General features: G+C 67.8%; 20 protein-coding genes. 15 read left to right on the top strand and 5 right to left on the bottom strand.

What is annotated here, in order from left to right; translation table 11 throughout:
- Window positions 1–4: 4 nt before the first annotated feature.
- A complete protein-coding gene (locus KQ910_RS04255) occupies window positions 5–814 on the top strand; it encodes an enoyl-CoA hydratase/isomerase family protein (protein WP_216957232.1) in 810 nt (269 codons plus the stop codon).
- A 130-nt stretch (window positions 815–944) separates the two neighbouring features.
- Here the strand turns inward: KQ910_RS04255 and KQ910_RS04250 are convergent, their stop codons facing one another.
- From KQ910_RS04250 to KQ910_RS04240, 3 genes are all read right to left on the bottom strand, one after another.
- Window positions 945–1,133, bottom strand: a complete 189-nt coding sequence (locus KQ910_RS04250) for a DUF1289 domain-containing protein (RefSeq protein ID WP_229600321.1) — start codon at window positions 1,131–1,133, stop codon at window positions 945–947.
- 7 nt (window positions 1,134–1,140) lie between these two features.
- A complete protein-coding gene (gene phaR / locus KQ910_RS04245) occupies window positions 1,141–1,830 on the bottom strand; it encodes a polyhydroxyalkanoate synthesis repressor PhaR (protein ID WP_216957231.1) in 690 nt (229 codons plus the stop codon).
- Between the two features lie 98 nt (window positions 1,831–1,928).
- The gene (locus KQ910_RS04240; RefSeq protein ID WP_216957230.1) at window positions 1,929–2,174 is read right to left on the bottom strand and encodes a hypothetical protein; all 246 of its coding nucleotides are present in this window, start codon (window positions 2,172–2,174) and stop codon (window positions 1,929–1,931) included.
- 10 nt (window positions 2,175–2,184) lie between these two features.
- On the opposite strand from KQ910_RS04240, the gene KQ910_RS04235 reads away from it, so the two are divergent.
- The 4 genes from KQ910_RS04235 (at window position 2,185) to KQ910_RS04220 (ending at window position 6,969) form a co-directional block, all read left to right on the top strand.
- A complete protein-coding gene (locus KQ910_RS04235) occupies window positions 2,185–3,459 on the top strand; it encodes an alpha/beta fold hydrolase (protein ID WP_216957229.1) in 1,275 nt (424 codons plus the stop codon).
- Window positions 3,443–4,273 (top strand): LytTR family DNA-binding domain-containing protein, encoded by an 831-nt coding sequence (locus KQ910_RS27125; protein WP_216957228.1) that lies wholly within the window; start codon window positions 3,443–3,445, stop codon window positions 4,271–4,273. The genes KQ910_RS04235 and KQ910_RS27125 overlap by 17 nt, the downstream gene beginning before the upstream one ends.
- A gap of 297 nt (window positions 4,274–4,570) precedes the next feature.
- Window positions 4,571–5,755 (top strand): acyltransferase family protein, encoded by a 1,185-nt coding sequence (locus KQ910_RS04225; RefSeq protein ID WP_216957227.1) that lies wholly within the window; start codon window positions 4,571–4,573, stop codon window positions 5,753–5,755.
- A 35-nt stretch (window positions 5,756–5,790) separates the two neighbouring features.
- The gene (locus KQ910_RS04220; protein WP_216957226.1) at window positions 5,791–6,969 is read left to right on the top strand and encodes an acetyl-CoA C-acetyltransferase; all 1,179 of its coding nucleotides are present in this window, start codon (window positions 5,791–5,793) and stop codon (window positions 6,967–6,969) included.
- Between the two features lie 62 nt (window positions 6,970–7,031).
- On the opposite strand, the gene KQ910_RS04215 is transcribed toward KQ910_RS04220, so the two are convergent.
- Both KQ910_RS04215 and KQ910_RS04210 read right to left on the bottom strand, forming a co-directional pair.
- Window positions 7,032–7,469 (bottom strand): hypothetical protein, encoded by a 438-nt coding sequence (locus KQ910_RS04215; RefSeq protein WP_216957225.1) that lies wholly within the window; start codon window positions 7,467–7,469, stop codon window positions 7,032–7,034.
- A gap of 43 nt (window positions 7,470–7,512) precedes the next feature.
- Window positions 7,513–8,733 (bottom strand): MFS transporter, encoded by a 1,221-nt coding sequence (locus KQ910_RS04210; protein WP_216957224.1) that lies wholly within the window; start codon window positions 8,731–8,733, stop codon window positions 7,513–7,515.
- Between the two features lie 145 nt (window positions 8,734–8,878).
- On the opposite strand from KQ910_RS04210, the gene phbB reads away from it, so the two are divergent.
- The 10 genes from phbB (at window position 8,879) to KQ910_RS04160 (ending at window position 18,870) form a co-directional block, all read left to right on the top strand.
- Window positions 8,879–9,604: an acetoacetyl-CoA reductase gene (gene phbB / locus KQ910_RS04205; protein ID WP_216957223.1), complete on the top strand. Its 726-nt coding sequence runs from the start codon at window positions 8,879–8,881 to the stop codon at window positions 9,602–9,604.
- A 72-nt stretch (window positions 9,605–9,676) separates the two neighbouring features.
- A complete protein-coding gene (locus tag KQ910_RS04200) occupies window positions 9,677–10,075 on the top strand; it encodes a carboxymuconolactone decarboxylase family protein (RefSeq protein ID WP_216957222.1) in 399 nt (132 codons plus the stop codon).
- Window position 10,076: 1 nt separating this feature from the next.
- Window positions 10,077–10,880 (top strand): methyltransferase domain-containing protein, encoded by an 804-nt coding sequence (locus KQ910_RS04195; protein WP_216957221.1) that lies wholly within the window; start codon window positions 10,077–10,079, stop codon window positions 10,878–10,880.
- Entirely contained in the window at window positions 10,877–12,532 is a 1,656-nt protein-coding gene (ggt, locus tag KQ910_RS04190) for a gamma-glutamyltransferase (protein WP_216957220.1), read from the top strand. The genes KQ910_RS04195 and ggt overlap by 4 nt, the downstream gene beginning before the upstream one ends.
- 3 nt (window positions 12,533–12,535) lie before the next feature.
- Window positions 12,536–13,720 (top strand): class I SAM-dependent rRNA methyltransferase, encoded by a 1,185-nt coding sequence (locus KQ910_RS04185; protein ID WP_216957219.1) that lies wholly within the window; start codon window positions 12,536–12,538, stop codon window positions 13,718–13,720.
- A gap of 24 nt (window positions 13,721–13,744) precedes the next feature.
- Window positions 13,745–14,950: a patatin-like phospholipase family protein gene (locus tag KQ910_RS04180; protein WP_216957218.1), complete on the top strand. Its 1,206-nt coding sequence runs from the start codon at window positions 13,745–13,747 to the stop codon at window positions 14,948–14,950.
- Window positions 14,951–15,014: 64 nt separating this feature from the next.
- Window positions 15,015–15,197, top strand: coding sequence for a hypothetical protein (locus KQ910_RS04175; RefSeq protein ID WP_216957217.1), 183 nt, complete (start codon window positions 15,015–15,017; stop codon window positions 15,195–15,197).
- A complete protein-coding gene (locus tag KQ910_RS04170) occupies window positions 15,194–16,588 on the top strand; it encodes an amidase (RefSeq protein ID WP_216957216.1) in 1,395 nt (464 codons plus the stop codon). The genes KQ910_RS04175 and KQ910_RS04170 overlap by 4 nt, the downstream gene beginning before the upstream one ends.
- A gap of 81 nt (window positions 16,589–16,669) precedes the next feature.
- Window positions 16,670–18,016 (top strand): LLM class flavin-dependent oxidoreductase, encoded by a 1,347-nt coding sequence (locus KQ910_RS04165; RefSeq protein ID WP_216957215.1) that lies wholly within the window; start codon window positions 16,670–16,672, stop codon window positions 18,014–18,016.
- Between the two features lie 11 nt (window positions 18,017–18,027).
- On the top strand, window positions 18,028–18,870 hold the full coding sequence (locus KQ910_RS04160; RefSeq protein ID WP_216957214.1) for a GNAT family N-acetyltransferase: 843 nt from the start codon (window positions 18,028–18,030) through the stop codon (window positions 18,868–18,870).
- Window positions 18,871–18,887: the final 17 nt, after the last annotated feature.

Here is an 18,887-nt window from a genome sequence, read left to right as displayed (position 1 = left end):
CGCGATGGATCGTCGGTTCGTGAAGGTCGAGAAGGGTCTGGGTCCGCAGGGGCGCATCGCCGTCGTGCGCTTCGATCGCGGCGACAACATCAATGCGCTGAGCCAGCAGGCGATGCGCGAGCTGCGCGACGTGCCGCGCGATTTCGAGGACGACATCGAGACGACGGTGGTGATCCTGACCGGTTCGGCGAAGGCCTTTTCGGCCGGCTTCGACCTGAAGGATCCGGAAGGATGGGCGCGTGCGACCCTGCCGGTCGGCGAGCGCATCCAGAAGCAGCGCATGGGCCCGAAGATGTGCAAGGCCTGGCAGGACATGGACCAGATCACCATCGCGGCGATCGAGGGCCATTGCGTCGGCGGCGGTGCGGCGCTGGTCGTGTCGCTCGACTTCCGCACCTGTGGCCGCTCGGCGCATTTCCGCATTCCCGAGGTCGAGCTCGGCATGAACATGAGCTGGGGCTCGATCCCGCGCATGCTGGCGCTGATGGGCCCGGCACGCACCAAGCAGGCGGTGATCCTGGCGTCGGACCGGATCGGTGCGGCGGAAGCGCTGGACTGGGGTCTCGTCGAGAACGTCGTCGACGATGGACAGGCGCTGGCCGCGTCGATGGCATTCGCCGAGCGCATCGCGCGCCAGCCGCCGATCCCCGTGCGCATGACCAAGAGCACGGTCAATCGCCTGACCCATGCGCTCGACGATCTCGGCAGTCACATGGACGCCGACCAGAACGTGCTGACCGGCCTGACCGAAGACTACAAGGAGGGCACCTCGGCCTTCCGCGAGAAGCGCAAGCCGTCCTTCAAGGGGAAGTAGCTAATCGTCTGTCGTCCTGAGCGCAGCGAAGGACCTGGCGGAACGACCAAAGTACTACATGGCTGACGCGAGATCGTTCGCTTCGCTCAGGATGGCTGAGTTGAGGAGCGACCGCCTTCGTCGGCAGGCTTCAGAGCTTCCGCGTCGGCAGCTGGTCCACGATCGCCTGACGCGCGGGGTCGTCGAGCATGGCCCAGCGGCCGATCTCCTCGATCGTGCGCTTGCAGCCGATGCAGAGGCCGCTCTTCTGGTCGAGCTTGCAGATGCCGATGCAGGGCGACATGACCCGGCGGGTCATCGACGATGCCGACGTGGTCATGGAGGCTTCAGGACTTCTTGCCGAGTTCCGCGAGCTGGTTCTGCAACTCGTCGAGCTTGCGCTTCAGGTCGTCGATCGCGGTGTCGTTGGCCGGCGCTCCCGGCTCGGCTCCCTTCGGCGGCTCGTGGCCGTTGGCCGCGGACGGCGCCCCGCCCGTTGCCTGTCCACCTGTTGCCTGTCCACCCGATGCCGGTCCGCCGGGGGCCTGCCCGCCGGGCGCCGTGCCGAACGGATTGAACATGCGCATGGCGTTCTCGAACATCGCCATGTTCTGCTTGCCCATCGACTCGAACTGCTGGAACGGGTTGAAGCCGAAGGCATTCTGCATGTAGCGGCGCATCTGGTCCTGATTGCGCGCGAACTGCGTCATCGACATTTCGAGATACTGCGGCACCACGCCCTGCAGGCTGTCGCCGTAGAAGGAGATGAGCTGGCGCAGGAACGGGATCGGCAGCAGCGTCTGGCCGCCCTTGCTCTCTTCCTCGAAAATGATCTGCGTCAGGACGGAACGCGTGATCTCGTCGCCGGTCTTGGCGTCGTAGACCACGAAGTCGGTCTTGTCCTTCACCATCTGGGAAAGATGATCGAGCGTCACATAGGCCGATGTCGCGGTATTGTAGAGCCGCCGGTTCGCGTACTTCTTGATCACCACAGGCGCCGCTTTCGGTCCGCCTTCGGGTACTGCCTGATCGGCCATTACGCTTCGCTCCTCTAGCTCCCGCGCGCGGTGAACGCTCGTTTACTGGGATCGGTCACCTTAGCGCCGATGCCGCAGTGCGACAAGGCACGCTTTGCTCATGCGAAAGCAGCGTAACCGCGGCGATGCGTTATAGTGTGCTCATGGCCTCCGAAAACGACAACGCGACGGGCGGTACGACGGGCGATTCCACCGCTGATTTCGACAGGTTGGCGCGCCGCTATCTCGATCTGTGGCAGGCCCAGCTTGCCGGGCTCGCATCGGACCAGGCCGTGACCGAGCAGATTGCCCGCCTGTTCGCGGCTGCGAACACGCAGGTCGCCTCGGCGATGCAGGTTGTCCAAGGAGCTTCTCATGCAGGCACGACTAGGCCCCCGCCCGCTGCCGCTCCATCTGGGAACGGCGCTGATGACCTGGGCGAGCTCCGAAAGCGCGTGGAAGCTCTTGAAGCGCGGCTCGCAGAACTCGAGTCCCGCAGCCGCACCTCCTGAATCGCTGGCGGCGCTGCTGCCGGAGATCGGCGCCCTCGAGGCGCAAGCTGGCGCCGGCAAATTCGAAGAGGCGCTGACGCGCGAGATTCTGCGGCGCATGGGGCGCCTGGCCGACGGCGTCCTCGCCTATCAGCGCAACGAGGTCCACCGCACGCTGGACGAGCCGCCCGCCGTCTGGCGCGAAGGCAACACGCGCCTGCTCGACTACGGTGCCACCCATCGCGCGGCGCGCCGGCGCGGGGCGCGGGCCGTGCTGGTCGTGCCGTCGCTGATCAACCGCTGGGAAGTGCTCGACCTCACCGCCGAGAAGAGCCTGCTGCGCGCCATGGCGGCGCAGGGACTGCGGCCCTATCTCGTCGACTGGGGCACGCCCAACGAAGAGGAGCGCGGCTTCGACACCACGGCCTACGTCGCGCGCCTCGAACGGGCCCTGGCGTTCGTTGCCAAACGCGCGCGCCGGGCGCCGGCGGTGCTGGGCTACTGCATGGGCGGCACGCTCACGGTCGCACTGGCCGCGCGCCGGCCGCGCCGTGTCGCCGGCCTCGCGCTGATGGCGGCGCCTTGGGACTTCCATGCCGACCGCACGGGCCAGGCGTTCCTGCTCTCGACAGGGCCGCTATTGGCCGAAGTCGCCGACAAGGTCGGCGAACTGCCGGTCGACATCCTGCAGACACTCTTCTGGTCGCTCGATCCCTGGCTTTCCGTGAAGAAATTCGGCCGGTTCCTGGGCCTCGATCCGAACGGCGACCACGCCCGGGAATTCGTGCTGCTCGAGGACTGGCTGAACGGCGGCGCGCCGCTGGCTGGTCCAACGGCGCGCGAATGCCTGGTCGGCTGGTATGGCGACAACATTCCCGGAAACGGCAAGTGGGTCGTCGGCGGCCGCCGGATCGTGCCGTCGAAGATCAAGGTGCCGTCGCTGGTCATGATCCCCTCGGGCGATCGCATCGTGCCGCCGCTCTCGGCCGCGGCGCTCGCGGATCCGAAGAAGGGCCTGAAGAACGCGACGCGGATCGACCTGCCGCTCGGCCATATCGGCATGGTGGTGAGCGGCCGCGCGCGGGATCTCTGCTGGACGCCGCTGATCGAGTGGCTGGGCAATCTTCCGACCCGGCGGTCCCGTGTCGTCACCGGCTAGGTCGTTCGACGGGCGCGTGCCGGCGATCTGGGCGGCGCTGCTCACGGTCTCGGTATTCGCCCACGCCCATGTCGAGATCGCGAACGAGACGGCGCGCGGCGTCCGCATGTCCTATGGCACGGCGCTCGCGATCCAGGTGTCCAGCCATCTGGTGGTCGCGGCCCTGCTGCCGGCGATCTACTGGCTGCATCGCCGCTTTCCGATCCCCGCTCGTCCGCGCAACCTCCTGATCCATATTGCGGCGGTCATACCGTTCAGCATCGCCCATACGCTGGGCATGGCGGCGCTCCGGCTCCTGTGGTTCGGCGGCATCGTCGGCGAACCGCACAGCTTTCCGCTCACCGCCGACCGGATGCTCTACGAGTTCGCGAAAGATATCGTCGCCTACGGCCTGCTCAGCGCCGGGTCGGTCGCGCTGCGCCACTATCTGGCGCGCCCGGTGCCGGCCCCTCCGGCCGCCGAGGTGGCACAGGCTCCTCTGCCCGAACGCTTCGCCGTGCGCCGCAAGGGCCGCGAGATCATGGTCGAGGTCGCCGACATCGACTGGATCGAGGCCTCGGGCAACTACGCCGTGCTGCATGTCGGCGACGAGACCTTCGAGATCCGCTCCTCGCTCACCAGGCTGGAAGGCGAACTCGACCCGAAACGCTTCGTGCGCGTGCACAAATCTCATCTGGTCAACATCGCCCGCGTGGTCGAGGTGACGCCCTGGGTGAACGGCGACTGGCGCATCCGCCTGCAGGGCGGCGCCGAGGTGAACCTCAGCCGCCGTTACCGCCAGCGCTTCGAGGCCCTGGCGCCCGTGAGGGCCTGACGCAGGCAATCGCCTATGGCCTGGGCTCGGCAGCCGGGTGCCGTCGGAACAACAGTGAAGGATCCCTCACTTCGTTCGGGATGACACCTTTTTCTGCATCGGCGCACATCGCAAATCCCACCAAAAGTGTCGTCCCGAGCGCAGCGAGGGATCCTTGATCATATTCGGTAGCCAAAGGCCGACCGGACGTCCCGTAGTGCCTGCCGGTCGTCCCACCCGTCGCGCCGGTCGTCACAAAACGACGAGAAATCAAGGGTTTGCAGGGTAAGTCGCGGCGTCCATCCCTGGAGCCCTGCCATGCCGCCTGCCATCTTTGCCGACCGCCGCGCCGATCTCGACTGGCTTCGCGTCATAGCCTTCGGCCTGCTGATCTTCTATCACGCCGGCATGGCCTGGTCGGGCTGGAGCTGGCACGTCACCAATCCCGACAGTCTCGAAGGGTTGCGTGAGGCCATGCGGTTCCTGAACCGCTGGCGCATGCCGCTGATCTTCCTGGTGTCGGGTGCAGCCATCATGCTGGCGCTGGGCGATCGGACCCCGGGCGCCTTCGTGCGCGACCGGCTGAAGCGCCTCTTGCTGCCGCTGGCTTTCGGCATGGTCGTGATCGTGCCGCCGCAGGTCTACCTCGAGCGGCTCTACACGGGTCAGTTCACCGGCTCGTTCCTGCAGTGGCTGCCGCACGCCTTCGACGGCGTCTACCCCAAGGGCAACACGAGCTGGCACCATCTCTGGTTCGTGGCCTACGTCCTCGTGCTGACGCTGGTGCTGCTGCCGGTCTTCCTGTGGGCGCGGTCCGCGCGGGGCAGCGCCGCCGTGACGAAGGCCGGCGCGATCGCGGCGCGTTATGGCCTGCAGTGGCTGACGGTTCTGCCGCTGGCCGCCTCGACGCTCTGGCTGGTGCCGGTCTCGTGGAACATCAACGGCCTGGTGGGCGACTGGAACGGGCTCGTTTCCTACGGTGCGCTGCTGGTCTACGGCGCCTTTCTCTTCGGATCGCCCGATCTTCTAAGCGCCCTGCAGCGGCAGCGTTTCGTTTCGCTGCTCGTCGGGATCGCGGCCTACGCATGCCTCTACTTCGGCTATTTCGAGGGCACGGTGCGGGCGGTGATCGAGCCGTCGGCGCGGCCGGTCTTTGCCTTGCTGTCCGGCATCAATGTCATGGCCTGGCTGTTCGCCATCGTGGGGTTCGCGCACCGCCATCTGACACGGAGGCCGGCCTTCCTCGCGAAGGCGACCGAGGCGGTCTATCCGTTCTACCTGATCCACCAGACGGTTACCGTCGTGACGGTCTACTGGCTCCTGAAGGCCGGCGCGCCGCCGCTCCCCGGTTTCATGGCGGCTGTCGTCGCGACCTTCGCGGGGACCTGGGCGATTTACGCAGGGCTAGTGCGTCCGTGGCCCTGGATCCGGCCACTGTTCGGAATGAAGGCGATCGGCACGGCGGCTCGGCGGTCCTTGCCCCGCCGCGCGGCAGGCCTATAAATATCCGCGAGGGCGGCCTGCCAAGGAGGATTTCAATGACGGACATCGTTATCGCGAGTGCTGCGCGCACGCCAATCGGCTCGTTCAACGGTGCGTTCGGCTCGGTGCCGGCGCACGATCTCGGCAAGGTCGCCATCAAGGGGGCGCTCGAGCGCGCTAAGGTGAAGCCCGAGGAAGTCGACGAAGTCATCATGGGCCAGATCCTGACCGGCGGTCAGGGCCAGAACCCGGCGCGCCAGGCGGCCGTCAATTCCGGCATCCCGGTCGAGAAGACCGCGCTCGGCATCAACCAGCTCTGCGGCTCGGGCCTGCGCGCCGTCGCCTTCGGCTGGCAGGCAATCCGCAACGGCGACGCCAGCATCATGGTGGTCGGCGGCCAGGAGAGCATGAGCCAGGCGCCGCACGCCGCGCACATGCGCGACGGCACCAAGATGGGCGAGCTCAAGATGGTCGACACCATGCTGAAGGACGGCCTGTGGGATGCGTTCCACGGCTATCACATGGGCAACACCGCCGAGAACGTCGCGCAGAAGTTCCAGATCACGCGCGCCGAGCAGGACACGTTCGCGGCGTCGTCGCAGAACAAGGCCGAGGCGGCGCAGAAGTCCGGTCGCTTCAAGGACGAGATCGTCCCGGTCACGATCAAGACCCGCAAGGGCGACGTCGTCGTCGACACCGACGAGTTCCCGCGTCATGGCACGACGGTCGAGGCGCTGGGCAAGCTGCGTCCGGCCTTCGCCAAGGAAGGCGGCTCGGTCACTGCCGGCAACGCCTCGGGCATCAACGACGGTGCCGCGGCGCTGGTGCTGATGAGCGCCGACGAAGCCAAGAAGCGCGGCGTCACGCCGCTCGCGAAGATCGTGTCGTGGGCGACCACGGGCGTCGATCCGTCGATCATGGGCATCGGCCCGGTCACGGCCTCGCAGGCAGCGCTGAAGAAGGCCGGCTGGACGGTCAAGGATCTCGACCTGGTTGAAGCCAACGAAGCCTTCGCCGCCCAGGCGCTGGCCGTCGGCAAGCAGCTCGGCCTCGACGACAGCAAGCTCAACGTCAACGGCGGCGCGATCGCGCTCGGCCATCCGATCGGCGCCTCGGGCGCGCGCGTGCTGACGACGCTGCTCTATGAAATGCAGAAGCGCAACGCCAAGAAGGGTCTCGCCACGCTGTGCATCGGCGGCGGCATGGGCATCGCCATGTGCGTCCAGCGCGACTGAGCCTGCGCCTGCGCTTCGAAACTCAAACGCCCGAGGGAGAGATCCTTCGGGCGTTTTGCTGTTCAGGGATTGTAGTAGGTGCCGACCTGCGTGCCCTTGCGGACGAGTTCGCGCCCTTCTTCCTGCGAAAGCCAGGTGAGTTCGGCGTCGGTGGTGCCCTTGGGCTGTGCCAGCAGGAATCGCGTCTCGCCCGGCACGACAGTGATGATCAGCTGGGTGCTCTCGCTGCTGCCGAAGGCGCGCAGGTCGTAGGGATTGGGCGGCAGGTCCAGCCGCATCCAGGTCGACCCCGTCAGCCCGCCGACGGGATGGCGGCTCATGGAAACGAGGATGTTCGGTGCGTCGGCCGGCGCCGCGTCGCGCACGATGTAGAGCGCGGCCATGCCGTCCTTCGCGACCGGGAAGGAGTTCGTGCCGTAGGCCTGGTACCAGGGCGAAGGCGAACTCTGGCAAGCGGACAGGGAAAGCGCCAGCAACGCGGCGCCCAGAAACTTCATCATGCAACGACCTCCGCCGGCAAAGTCCGACGGACGGGCGTGCGGGTCAAGCCCGTGAGGGAATCTGCACCGGCGCCGGCATGGCGCGCAGCCGCGCCAGCGGCGACAGGACAATGACGAGGGTCGACAGCGCGAACGAGACGGCGATCAGCAGCAGGGCCGCGTTCATGCCCGCGTGCGCGGCCACCAGCCCGCCCGCCAGCGCTCCGAGCGGCCGGATGCCGTAGATCGCGGTCTGGACCGTGGCGTTGACCCGGCCCATCAGCGGCGACGGCGTCACGAGCTGGCGCACCGTCGTCTGGCAGATCAGCCAGAGCATCGGCCCGAAGCCCACCAGAAAGTATCCGCCGGCTGCCAGGACGAGGCCTTTGCCCGAGGGCGCGGCCAGGAACATCAGCGCCGCAACGATCGATACGGCTGGCCCGAAGATCAGGGTCACGAGAGGTGGCAGGCGGCGCGCCGTGACCGGCGCCACCACGGCGCCGAGGATCAGGCCGGCGCCATAGGCCGATTGGGCGAGGCCCATCTGCGCAGGGTCGAGGCCGAGCGGTCCCAATGCCAGAGGTGCCCAGATTGCCAGCAGGGCGAAGAAGGCGAAGTTCCAGAAGATCGCGCACAGGCTGATGCCGCGCAGCAGGTCGTTGCGGACCACGAACGAGGCGCCGAGGCGGATGGCGTTGGCGAGCGATGCGCGCTCGCCCGCGACGGCGGGTGCGTTTCCCTCCGGCAGGGCGAGCACGCAGGCCAGCGCGAGGCAGGCGCCGAGGGCCGCCAGCGCATAGCCCCAGGTCGGTGACAGATGCTGTGCGAGGAGACCGGCCACGAATGGCGCGGCGAGGCTCACGACGGCGCGTGCGAGTTCGAGGCGCGCGTTCGAGCGGGGCAGGTCGCCCGCCGCCACGAGGCTCGGCAGCAGCGACACCGAGGTCAGGACATAGACCACGGTGCCCGAGGCGCCAGCGATGGCGGCGAGCCCCAGCAGGAAGACGTAGCCGGTGGCTGCCGCCGCGACGGCGACGATCGATGCGGCGAGCCCCAGCGTCAGGGCCACGATCAGCATGCGGCGGCGCGGCAGCCGGTCGATCCATGCGCCGGCGGGGAGCGAGACCAGCAGCCAGGATGCACTCTGCGCGGCGACGAGAAGGCCGAGCAGGTCCGGACCGGCGCCCAGCACGAGGGTGGCCGTCAGCGGCAGGGTGGCGAGCGCCATCTGGTCGGCGGCGTGGGTCCCGGCGGCGGCGCCGAGCAGGGCTGTGAAAGGTTTCATGCCGCCGTTCTAGGCGCGCGCCGCCGGTCGCCTCTATCCGGCGGCGTCGACCAATTCGGTCATCGTGCCGACACGCATCTGACGCTTGCCGGGGGCGGGGGATAACCGGCTAGAGTGTGTGGGCGTTATCATCAGGGAGGAAAAAATGGCCGGACGGGTAGCAGTCGTGACGGGCGGAACGCGTGGCATCGGTGCCGCCATCTCCCGGATGCTGAAGGACAAGGGCTACAAGGTCGCCGCGACCTATGCCGGCAACGACGAGGCGGCCAACAAGTTCAAGGCGGAGACCGGCATCGACGTCTACAAGTTCGACGTGGGCGACTTCGCCGCCTGCCAGGCGGTGGTCACGCAGATCGAAAAGGACATGGGCCCCGTCGATGTCCTGGTGAACAATGCCGGCATCACCCGCGACTCCACGATGCGCCGCCTGACGCGCGACATGTGGGATGCCGTCATCGACACCAACCTCGGCTCCTGCTTCAACATGAGCAAGGCGGTGTGGGAAGGCATGAACACGCGCGGCTTCGGCCGCATCGTCAACATCGGCTCGATCAACGGCCAGGGCGGCCAGTACGGCCAGGTGAACTATGCCGCCGCCAAGTCGGGCATCCACGGCTTCACCAAGGCGCTGGCCCAGGAAGGCGCGTCGAAGGGCATCACCGTGAACGCCATCGCGCCGGGCTATACCGAAACCGACATGGTCGCGGCCGTGCCGGCCAACGTGCTGGAGAAGATCGTGGCCAAGATCCCGGTCGGCCGTCTCGGCAAGGCCGAGGAGATCGGCCGTGGCGTGATGTTCCTGATCGCCGACGATGCCGGCTTCATCACTGGCTCGACCCTGTCGATCAACGGCGGCCAGCATATGTACTGACCAAACGGCGCGAAAACGCCAAGATGGGGCCGGCAGATTGCCGGCCCTTTTCATTCCTGGAGCAAACCAAGCATGGCCAAGCTGACCGAGTACAAGGACATGAACCCGCGGGCCAGGGCGGTGGTCGAGGGAATCGCCAAGGCACGCGGCAGCGATCCGGCCAACATCAACAACGTGTGGAAGGCGCTCGCCCGCCATCCCGACACGATGGAGCGGTTCGCCGCCGAGATGAAGGCCGTGATGGCCCCCGGCGCGCTCGACGGCCTCACCAAGGAGCTGATCTATCTCGCCGTGTCGGTCGCCAACCAGTGCGACTACTGCATCAATTCCCACGGATACATGGCACGCCAGAAGGGCATGACCGAGGAGATGTTCGGGGAGTTCATGGCAGTGGTGCTGGCCGCGCAGAAGGGCAACAAGATCGCGACCGCCTATCGTGTTCCCGTTGACGCGGCGTTCGAGGAGAAGTGACGTGAGTGACGGCAAGTCGACGACGTGGGATGCCAATCTCTATCTGAAGTTCGCCGATCATCGCATGCGGCCGGCGCTCGACCTGATGGGCCGGCTCGATCCGGCGAACGGTGCGCGGCCGGGCCACGCGGTTTACGACCTGGGCTGCGGCGCCGGTAACATCTCGCGCATCCTCGCCGAGCGCTTCCCCGAGGCACCGGTGATCGGCATCGACTCGTCGGAAGAGATGCTGGCCAAGGCGCGCAGCCAGACGGTCGATGCGCGCGTCACGTTCCAGAAGGGCGACCTCGCGCATTTCAAGCCCAGCCTGCCGCCGGGCATCCTCTACAGCAACGCGGCCTATCATTGGCTCGACGGCCATATCGACATGTTCCCGGGCCTCCTGAAGCTGCTGCCGTCCGGCGGCCAGCTCGCGATCCAGATGCCGCGCAACCATGAGGCGCCCTCGCACGCATCGATGAAGCAGGCGGCCGAGGCCGGTCCGTGGCGCGACAGGCTCGCCGGGGTGCGCCCCATCGCGCCGGTCCTGGAGCCGGCGCGCTACTACGATGCGCTGAAGCCGCTCTGTTCGGACCTCGAAGTCTGGGAGACGATCTACCAGCAGCCGCTCACCGGGAAGGATCCGGTGGCGCAGTACACCTCGTCGACCGGCCTGCGGCCCTATCTCGAACTGCTGCAGGAGCCGGAGCGCACGGATTTCTACAACGCCTATGCGGCGCTGCTGGCGAAGGCCTATCCGACACGTGCCGACGGCATCACGCTGTTTCCCTTCCGCCGCCTCTTCATTGTGGCGCGCCGCGCATGACACTGCGCCGCCTGCTCGGTGTCGCGCTGCTGCTGGTTGCGGTCGCGCGCGTGCCGGCCGTGCAGGCGGCGCCTCAGTCGATGGTGGCCGCGGCTCATCCGCTGGCCGTCGAAGCGGGGGTGGAGATCCTGCGTCGAGGCGGCACTGCCGTCGATGCGGCGATCGCCGTGCAGATGGTGCTGGGCGTCGTTGAGCCGCACGCTTCGGGAATCGGCGGCGGCGGCTTCCTGCTGCACTACGATGGCACAAGCCGCGCGATCACCGTCTATGACGGCCGCGAGACGGCGCCGGCCGGGGCGACGCCCGGCATGTTCCTCGCACCCGACGGCAGGCCGCTCGGCTATCGCGAGGCCGTCGCCTCCGGCATTTCGGTCGGCGTGCCCGGCCTGATGGCCATGCTGGAACTCGCTCACCGGGAGCAGGGCAAGCTTGCGTGGAGCGACTTGTTTCAGCCGGCTATCGCCGCTGCACGCAATGGCTTTCCCGTGTCGCCTCGGCTCGCGGCCTGGCTGCAGCGGATGCCGGCGCTGCGCGATGAGGCGGCGATCCGCGAGACCTACTTCCATGTCGATGGATCGCCGCGCGAGCGGGGCGACCGCATCGTCAATCGGGCGCTCGCCGACACGATGGGGCTGATCGCCTCGCGCGGCGCGAACGTCCTCTACCAGGGCCCGATCGCGGCCGAGATCGTCGGACGCGTGCGCGGTCATCGCCGGCCGGGCACGCTCTCCGCCGCCGATCTGGCGGACTACAAGCCGATCAAGCGCGAGGCCGTCTGCGGGGCCTACCGGGTGTGGACCGTGTGCGGGATGCCGCCGCCCTCGTCGGGCGGCATCGCGGTCCTGCAGGTGCTCGGACTGCTCCAGCCCTTCGATATCCAGCGCGACGCCCCCAACGACCTGCGGGCGGTCCACCTGATCGCCGAGGCGAGCCGGCTGGCTTTCGCCGACCGCGACCGTTACGTCGCCGATCCGGCCTTCGTCGACGTGCCGGTGGCCGGTCTTCTGTCGCCCGGCTATCTCGACGAGCGGCGGAAGTTGATGTCGCCGGACCGCAGCATGGGCAAGGTCGGGCCGGGCGTGCCGCCGGGCTATGTCGAGCGCGGCACCAGCCATATCAGCATCGTCGATCGCTGGGGCAACGCAGTCAGCTTCACCACCACCATCGAGGCGCCGTTCGGCGCTCACATGATGGTGCGCGGCTTCCTGCTGAACAACGAGCTGACCGATTTCTCGCCGCGCCCTGAGCTGGACGGCAAGCCGGTCGCAAACCGCGTGCAGCCCGGCAAACGACCGCGCTCGTCGATGTCGCCGACTTTCGTCCTCGACCGCGACGGCAGGCTGGTGGCGGCGCTGGGCTCGGCCGGCGGCGCCCGGATCATCGGCGACACGCTGCAGACCCTGATCGGCCTGCTCGACTGGGACCTTTCGGCCCAGGCCGCGGTCGACCTTTCGCGGGTGGCCAATCTCAACGGCGCGACGGAGCTGGAGGAGGGCACGCCGATCGCCGATCAGGCGGACGCCTTGCGCAAGCTGGGCCATGAAGTACAAGTCCGCCGGCATGAAGGCGGCCTGACGGCCATCCGGCGCACGGGCGACGGGTGGGAAGGCGGCGCCGACCCGCGACGCGATGGCGTCGCCCGAGGAGAGTAGAACGTGGCCGTGAAGAAACTCCCCACCGTCATCCTGCGCGCCGGCGAGGATCGCCGCGTCCGCGGCGGCCATCCCTGGGCCTTTTCCAATGAAATCCTGATGGATGCCGACGCCAAGGCGATCCCGGTCGGCAGCCTGGCCACCCTGCGCGCGCCGGGCGGCGAGGCGCTGGGTGTCTGCACGTTCAACCCGCATTCCCTGATTGCCGCGCGCCTTCTCAGCACGAACCCTGAAGCACAGGCCGATGCCCTGTTCTTCGGACGGATTCTGACCCGGGCGGCCGCGCTGCGCGACCGTCTGGTCGGCGTGCCCTATTACCGGCTGATCCATGCCGAGGCCGACGGAATCCCCGGCGTGATCATCGACCGGTTCGGCGATGCCTTCGTGGTCCAGGTAAATACCGCCGGCATGGATGCGCTGACGCCGGTGCTGCTCGAGGCGCTGGAGGCGGAATTCTCGCCGACCACGATCATCCTCAAGAACGACTCGCCGGTGCGCGAGCTCGAGGGGCTGAAGCGCGAGGTGGTGGTGGCCAAGGGCGAGGCCGGCAGCATCGAGCTGATCGAGAACGATGCGCGCTTCGTGGCCGATCTGGCGGAAGGCCAGAAGACCGGCTGGTTCTACGACCAGCGCGACAACCGGCGCTTCATGGCGGGGCTGGCCAAGGACGCGCGCGTTCTCGATGCCTACTGCTACAGCGGCGGCTTCGGCGTGCTGGCCGCGAAGCGCGGCGCGAAGTCGGTCGTGTGTCTCGACCGCTCGCAGCCCGCGCTCAACGCGGCCCAGCGGGCGGCCGCCCTGAACGAGGTCGACAAGATCGTGTCCTTCCAGAAGGGCGAGGTATTCGAGACGCTGGAGAAGGAGAAGCCGCGCAGCTACGAGGTCGTGATCTGCGATCCGCCGGCCTTCGTGAAGAGCCGCAAGGACTTGAAGACTGGCGCACAGGGCTATCGCAAGCTGGTGCGCCTGGCGGCGCCGCTCGTCACGCGCGGCGGCTTCTTCTTCGTGGCCTCGTGCTCGCATCTCGTCGATCCGCCGCTGTTCGCCGAGCAGGTCCGCCGCGGCCTGCGCGACGCGCAGCGTAACGGACGCATCCTGCTGAGCAGCGGTGCGGCGCTCGACCATCCGGTCCATCCGAGCCTGCCGGAAACTGCCTATCTGAAAGCCATGGTGCTTCAACTCGACTGATCGGAGACCTCGGGGGAGGGGAACATGTCGATAAATCGCTTGCTGCTCGCGGTGGCCTTGATGTGCCTGGTCGGCACGGGCTGCTCAATTCCCGACCGCGGAGACGCGGTGCCTCGCGTCGACACGGTGCGGGCCCTGCCGCTCGGTATTCCCAATGCACGCTTCTATGCCGACGGCGATCCCAAGCCGATGGTCGAGGAGGGCCTGCTGTCCGGCCGGCGCGAGGCGGCCGCCCTGCGCGCGCAGGGACCCCTGCCGACGAAAGCGCCGCCCGCTTATTTCCTCGCCGTATCCGGCGGTGGCGACAACGGGGCCTTCGGCGCCGGCCTGCTGAACGGATGGACGGCGGTGGGTACGCGGCCGACGTTCAAGATGGTCACCGGTGTCAGCACCGGCGCGCTGATCGCCCCGTTCGCCTTCCTGGGCTCCGACTACGATGCCCAGCTGCGCGAGGTCTACACGACCATGACGCCGGATAAGGTGTATCGCGTGCGCGGCCTCACCGCGGCGCTGTTCGACGACGCCATGGCCGACACCGGGCCTCTCGCCGAGATCATCGCCCGGTATGCCGACGAGAAGCTGCTGAAGGCGATCGCCGAGGAATACAACAAGGGCCGGCTGCTGATGATCGGTACGACCGATCTCGACGCCCAGCGGCCGGTGATCTGGAACATCGGCGCCATCGCCGCCAGCGGCCATCCGGGATCGCTCGATCTCTTCCGCAAGATCCTGCGCGCCTCGGCTGCCATTCCGGGCGCCTTCCAGCCGGTCCTGATCGACGTCGAACTCGACGGCAAGAAATACCAGGAGCTGCATGTCGATGGCGGCGCCATTGCCCAGCTCTTCCTCTATCCTCCATCCATCGACATGTCCGCGGCCAACGTCAAACGCGAGCGCTACGCCTACATCATCCGCAATGCCCGCCTCGATCCCGACTATGCGATGGCGGAACGCCGGACCATCACCATCGCCGGCCGGGCCATCAGCACGATGCTGGCGGCCAGCGGCGTCAACGACGTGCTCAGGACTTACTTCGTCTCGCAGCGCGACAAGGTCGACTACAACCTTGCCTATATCGGACGCGACTTCGATGCGCCCAAGAAGGGTGAGTTCGACCAGGCCTATATGAACGCGCTCTACGAATACGGCGTACGCGAGATCGTGGAGGGCCGCGCCTGGCACAAGCACCCGCCGGGCCTCGGCTCGCCCGCCGGCGTGCCCGCGCGCTGACTCCGGACCGATGGACGGCTGGCACGACTCGTGCTGACCTGTCCTCGGCTTGAGGAGAGATCGCGTGGACAAGGAAACGATTGAAGCCCTGGCGAAGCGCGCCGGGCTTGCCAGGGCGCTGGCGGACTATCCCGAGGACGTGACGGCTGCCGCGAAGCAGGCGGCCGACGTGGCGCAGAAGATCAAGCGCCCTGCCGATCCGACGGCCGAACCATGGCCGCCGATGAAGGCGGGGACCACGCTATGAGCGACCTCCACTGGATGACGGCGGCGGCTGCCGCGCGCGCCATCGCGACCCGGGAGCTTTCGCCCGTCGATCTCACCAAGGCGCTGCTCGACCGCATCGAGAAGCTCGACCCGACGCTCAACGCCTTCATTCGCGTCGACGGCGAGGCCGCGATGACGGCGGCGAAGGCTGCCGAATCCGAGGCCCGGTCGGGCCGGCTGCGCGGTCCGCTGCACGGCGTGCCCGTCGGCATCAAGGACATCATCAACGTCGCGGGCCTGCCGACGACCTGCCATTCGAAAGTGCTGCAGGACAACATGGCGACCGCCGACGCCGTCTGCGTCGAGAAGCTGCGCGGCGCGGGCGCCATCGTGCTGGGCAAGCTCTCGACGCACGAATTCGCCATCGGTGGGCCGAGCTTCGACCTGCCGTGGCCGCCGGCGCGCAATCCCTGGAACCCCGACCATCATCCCGGCGGCTCTTCCTCCGGCTCGGGCTCGGGCGTCGCCGCCGGCCTGTTCCCGATGGCGCTGGGCACCGATACCGGTGGCAGCGTGCGCAATCCCGCGAGCTGCTGCGGCATCGTCGGCCTGAAGCCGACCTACGGGCTGGTCTCGCGCCGCGGCGTCTTTCCGCTCTCTTTCACGCTCGACCATGTCGGGCCCATGACGCGCACCGTCGCCGACAATGCGCTGATGCTGGAGACGATTGCCGGCCACGATCCGCTCGATCCCGGCAGCGCGACCGCGTCGCAGGGCCACTATGGCGCCGCGCTCGACCGCAGCCTGCGCGGCTTGCGGGTGGGCTTCGTGCGTCACTTCCACGAGATCGACACGCCGGCCGATCCGGAAGTCACCGCGGCGCTGGAGCATGTCGCGCGCAGCCTTCAGCTCGAAGGCGCGGACCTGCGCGACATCAAGTTGCCGACGCTCGTCGAGTTCGGCGCGGTGAATCGCGTGATCCTGCAGAGCGAGGCCTGGTCCATTCACGGCCCATGGCTGAGCGAACGTCCCGGCGACTACGGCCAGCTTTCGCGTCAGCGGCTGATGGCGGGCGCCTTCATGAGCGCGGGCGACTACATGTTGGCAAGCCGCCGCCGTCTGCAGATGATTGCCGAGGTCGAGGCGGCGTTGCGCGAGGTCGACGTGCTGCTCTGCGCCAGCTCGATGGATCCGGCCTGCCGCATCGAGGATACGGCGGAGGTCGCGCGCACCTATCCGCGCCAGGCCCGCACGCCGTTCAACGTCACCGGCCATCCCGCGCTGGCGATGATGGCCGGCCTGTCGAAGGGCGGCCTCCCGGTCTCGGTCCAGTTCGTCGGCCGCTACTTCGACGAGGCGACCGTCTTCCAGGTCGCGCGTGCCTGGGAACGCGCGGCGGGCACGGACAAAAAGCACCCCGCGATCGGGTGAGCGGGGAAATAATTCGTTGAATTAGTTCTTGTCGTCCGAGCGGGCCTTGCCGGTCCGCTCGGCGGGCGCAACATATCCGCCATGACCCAGAAGAAGCTTCGCCTCGGCGCCTTCATGCGCCCCGTCAGCATCCACACCGCCGCGTGGCGCTATCCCGGCGGCACGCCGGACGCGAACTTCAATCTCAAGGCGCTGGTGAAGTACGCGCAGACGCTGGAGCGCGGCAAGTTCGACGCCTTTTTCATGGCCGACCACCTGGCCGTGCTGAACATGCCGATGGACGCGCTGAAGCGCAGCGCCACCGTGACCTCGTTCGATCCGCTGACCCTGCTGCCGGCGCTCGCCATGGCGACGAAGCATCTCGGCCTGATCGCCACGGCTTCCAGCACCTTCGAGCCGGCCTATACCATTGCCCGCCGCTTCGCCTCGCTCGACCATATCAGCGAGGGCCGCGCCGGCTGGAACCTCGTGACGACGTCCAATCCCGATGCCGCGCTGAACTTCGGCATGGACGACCAGATGCCCCATGCCGAGCGCTACGCGCGCGCCCGCGAGTTCTTCGACGTGGTGACGGGGCTGTGGGATTCGTGGGCCGACGACGCCTTCGTGCGCGACGTCGAGAACGGCCTCTACTTCGATCCGTCGCGGCTGCATGTGCTCGATCACAAGGGCAAGTACCTGAAGGTGCGTGGACCATTGAACATCGCCCGGCCGGTGCAGGGCTGGCCCGTCATCGTGCAGGCCGGCGCATCCGATGCCGGCCGCCAGCTCGCGGCCGAGACCGCCGAGATGGTGTTCGCTGCGGGCGGTCCAATCCAGGGCGCGCGCGAATTCTATGCCGATGTGAAGGGCCGCGCGGCGAAGGTCGGTCGCAACCCCGATCACATAAAGATCCTGCCCGGTGCCTTCGTGGTGGTGGGTGATTCGCTCGACGAGGCGAAGGAGAAGCGGGCGCGGCTCGACAGCCTCGTGAACTACGACAGCTCGATCGCCGCCGTCTCGATGGCGCTGGGCGTGGATGCCCGCCAGTTCGATCCCGACAAGCCGCTGCCCGACGACATTCCCGAGACCGAAGCCAGCAAGAGCGGCCGCGACCGGGTCATCGAGCTCGGCAAACGCGAGAACCTGACGGTGCGCCAGATCGCCGGGCGCCTGGGCGGCTATGGCGGGCTCGGCATGCTGGGCACGCCGTCGATGATCGCCGACCAGATGGAGGAGTGGCTGGTGACGGAAGCCTGCGACGGTTTCAACGTCATGTTCCCCTACCTGCCGGGCGGCCTCGACGACTTCGTCGACAAGGTCGTGCCGGAATTGCAGCGGCGCGGCCTCTTCCGCACAGAGTACGAGGGCACGACCTTGCGCGAGAATCTCGGCCTGCCGCGTCCCGAGAACCGCTTTTTCGCGGAAAAGGCGACGGCTGCGGAGTAAACTCCGCGCCCATGAGCTTCGAAATCACGGTCGGCAGCGCCGACGACGTCCAACGGATGGCCGCCTGGGCCAACGATGAAGGCTGGAACCCGGGCAATACGGATGCCCATGCCTTCTTCGCCGCCGATCCGTCCGCCTTCCTGATCGGCCGTCTCGACGGCGAGCCGCAGGCCTGCATCTCCGTCGTGAAATACGGTGCGGGCTTCGGCTTCCTGGGCTTCTACATCGCGCGCCCGCCGGTGCGCGGAAAGGGCTACGGCATCCAGGTCTGGCGCGCCGGCATGGCGCGGCTGCAGGGACGCAATGTCGGGCTCGACGGCGTCGTGGCGCAGCAGGGCAACTACAAGAAGTCGGGCTTCCGGCTCGCCTGGAACAACATCCGCCACGAAGGCGCGCCGCCGTCGCCCAAGCCGCCGGCCGGCGTCACCCTGGTCGATGCGCGTCGCATCGGCTTCGACCGGCTCGCCGCCTACGATCGCCGCTTCTTCCCCGAGGCGCGGGATTCCTTCCTCGCGACGTGGATCTCCCTGCCCGAACGCGCGGCGCTGGTGGCGTTGCGGAATGGCGAGATCGTGGGCTTTGCGGTGATGCGCGCCTGCGCGGCGGCCTCGCGCGTCGGACCTCTCTATGGTGAGACGCCGGAAATAGCCTCCGCGCTGGTCGGCGCCCTCGCAACGAAGCTCGGGGCAAGCGCCGTTGCTATCGACGTGCCCGATCGCAACAAGCCGGCCGTGACGCTCGCCCAGCAGATCGGCCTCAAGCCCTCCTTCGAGACCGCGCGCATGTACACGGGCGCGGATCCCGACGTGGACTATGCCGGCCTGTTCGGCGTGACCAGCCTGGAGCTTGGCTGAACTTCTCTTGCCAACGA

It is taken from the genome of Reyranella humidisoli (genome assembly GCF_019039055.1).
GTDB classification, from domain to species: domain Bacteria; phylum Pseudomonadota; class Alphaproteobacteria; order Reyranellales; family Reyranellaceae; genus Reyranella; species Reyranella humidisoli.
Note: the sequence above shows the minus strand (reverse complement) of the source record. Positions and strands in the feature narration are given on the sequence as shown.